General features: G+C 37.2%; 3 protein-coding genes and 1 pseudogene. 2 read left to right on the top strand and 2 right to left on the bottom strand.

Annotated elements, in window-relative coordinates; all coding sequences use genetic code 11:
- A partial coding sequence (locus CXF78_RS19640; RefSeq protein WP_145991580.1) for an NAD-dependent epimerase/dehydratase family protein occupies positions 1 to 577 on the top strand: 577 nt, incomplete at its 5' end.
- 100 nt (positions 578 to 677) lie between these two features.
- Here the strand turns inward: CXF78_RS19640 and CXF78_RS19635 are convergent.
- Both CXF78_RS19635 and CXF78_RS19630 read right to left on the bottom strand, forming a co-directional pair.
- Positions 678 to 1,070 carry an FAD synthase family protein gene (locus tag CXF78_RS19635; RefSeq protein ID WP_011639339.1) on the bottom strand — a complete coding sequence of 131 codons (393 nt, stop codon included), beginning with the start codon at positions 1,068 to 1,070 and terminating at the stop codon, positions 678 to 680.
- Positions 1,071 to 1,078: 8 nt separating this feature from the next.
- Positions 1,079 to 2,137, bottom strand: coding sequence for a CDP-glycerol glycerophosphotransferase family protein (locus tag CXF78_RS19630; protein ID WP_102037703.1), 1,059 nt, complete (start codon positions 2,135 to 2,137; stop codon positions 1,079 to 1,081).
- Between the two features lie 218 nt (positions 2,138 to 2,355).
- Between CXF78_RS19630 and CXF78_RS19625 the strand changes: the two are divergent.
- Positions 2,356 to 2,691, top strand: a pseudogene (locus CXF78_RS19625) (lipopolysaccharide heptosyltransferase family protein); the annotation flags it as partial.

Below are 2,691 nucleotides of genomic sequence, written 5' to 3'. Positions count from 1 at the left end.
TATTGAGCAACGTGAACTTGAAAAGCCACTCAATGTCTACGCTTACTCTAAGTTCTTATTCGATCAGTATGTAAGACAGCAAAAACTCACTGGTCAAGTGGCAGGATTACGTTATTTCAACGTCTATGGTCCGCGTGAACAACACAAAGGCGGCATGGCAAGTGTGGCTTTCCACTTTAACAATCAAATTAACGCTAATGGCGTGTGTCGTTTGTTTGAAGGTGTTGATGGTTATGAAAATGGTCAGCAACTTCGTGATTTTGTGTTTGTCGAAGATGTGGTTAAAGTCAATTTATGGCTATGGCAGAATCCATCTGTATCGGGCATATATAACTGCGGAACAGGCCAAGCGCAAAGCTTTAATGATGTTGCCAATGCTGTGATTGCTTATCATGGTAAAGGGCACATTGAATACATTCCTTTCCCAGACAAATTGAAAGGCGCTTATCAAAGTTATACCCAAGCAGATTTAACTCAATTAAGATCGGCTGGTTATCAAGCTGAGTTTAAAACGGTTGAGCAAGCTGTACCTGAATATTTAGATTGGCTTAAAACCCAACATTTTATTGGTCAATAACGGTTTATAGCTCTTACGAAGCGAAAACTAGCTTAACAGGAACATGCTATGGCGTTTTTTATCCATAGCATGTTCCTGTTTCATAGAAATGATTAACTCACTATCTAATTTCTTTAACGATCTCAATTAACATTGTTGTTGAAATCGCAGGGGTTCTTGGTAAATACACTACTTTACATAGATGAGATAGATGATCAAAACGTCCCTCCCAATCATCCCCCATCACTAAATAATCAGCTTGATACTTTTGAATGTACTCTGCTTTAAGCTCTAATGACTCTTCAAGAAAAACTTGATCTACACAGGATAGAGCCGCGACAATTCTCATTCGATCGATTTCATCGCAAATAGGGTTTCGTTGTTTTTTACTAAAATTAAGAGCATCAGATGACACCCCAACAACCAGCTTACCGCCTAACTCTTTCGCTCTTTCTAAAATATTTAAATGACCAATATGAAACATGTCAAAAGTACCGAATGTAATAATGTTCATCTAAATCCTTATTCTAATAAATAGTCAGTAATTCTTTGGCTACAAAGGCCATCAACAACACCCACTAGCTCTGCCGTATATTGCGTCCGTTGAGGCGCAAACAACTCTGGATGTGTTATCTGTTGATCAACAACTTGCTTTAATTCTTTATATGTTCTGGCATGCGCTGCGATGTCTGCGTAGCGGTATAAATCTTGATCCACACGATTCTTAAACCTGAATTTAAAAATCCCACGATAAGACCAACGTAAGTGATAAAAATCACACCATACAACAGGTTTATTTAATGCGGCAAATTCAAATAAGGCAGATGAAGCATCACTAATTAATACATCGGCAGAGACCATAAAAGGTAATAAATTTGCTTCTTCAGCAGGCGCTAAATAAACATTGTCGAAACTAGCCCAGTGAGTTAGCAGCGCTTTTTGTTTTTTATAATTTGATTTACTCAATGAAAAATAATGTGGTTTGAGCAATATATTATATTCAGAAAATTGAGATGGCCAATTTTTAGCCATTTCTTCAATGCTGCTTGGATAAAATGTCGGCGCATATAACAAGGTTTTTTTATTAGTATTTAATCCTAAAGAGGCTAAGTCTAAACCCTGTTCAACTCCTTGGATAATTGGATCTAGCTTGGCATAACCTGTATCAATGAACACTTTTTCAGGAAACATCTCCTGTAATCGCTTTAAACGATATTGCCCTTCCACAAAGCGAACTTCAATATCGCCTTTTGAAACAGTATAATATACCGACTTTGGCCCGACACCATGCTGCATCAAAGCAGTCTGACTGATGCCTTTTAATCGTGACGCTGAAGCAAATGCATTACCGAACACAACCCATTTAGGCTTGTTCAACAAATAAAATTCAAGCGCTTCTGATTCATCATTAACCCAGACAACATTTAGTTGATGCTTATTTACAAGCGCTTCCAATACCGACTGCTGATCAACACTCTTGTAGATAACATATGTCACAGGAACCGAACGCTTCTGTAGCTCTGCAGCGACAGGAAAGTATTGTGGTAAATAATAGGGATGTAAAACATCAAAACAAATCATCGTAAGTCAATTCCTATTAATAATTCCGCATCAGAATTTGCAAAGAGCACTAGTATAAATGATAACACGCCTCAATTTACATCTAATCCTCTCAACCGACCAATCTGATATCAAATGAAATCAATACATCTATTCGCTTTTCTCAAGGTATTGATTCAAAAAGCCCTCTTTTCAAGGTATTATTTCAAGTATAACTATCAACAAAGCTGTCTATTCATATGCCAATAGTGTCTACAAAGCAATTGCAAACATGTCAACGCTTACTGTTTATTTCGCCAGTTGCGTTAGGTGACTTTCTTTACTTAAAAACCTTTCTTATCGCTTTAAAAAAGCAATATGCTCATATTGAAATCGACATATGGTTAGATGATATTCGTTGTAATAGTGATAGCTGGCGCTTATCTAGAAGCAAAATCTTGCAACAATGGATGGATACAGAAGGCGCCTTTAAGCTCACTTACGGCTGCACTGATTCAAAATTAGCAATGCAAAGCCATGTGGAGCAAGCCAAACTGCGTAAATATGACATTATTTTTTGTCATTCTGTCAGTAAA

The sequence above is a fragment of the Shewanella sp. 11B5 genome (assembly GCF_002836795.1).
GTDB lineage: Bacteria > Pseudomonadota > Gammaproteobacteria > Enterobacterales > Shewanellaceae > Shewanella > Shewanella frigidimarina.
Note: the sequence above shows the minus strand (reverse complement) of the source record. Positions and strands in the feature narration are given on the sequence as shown.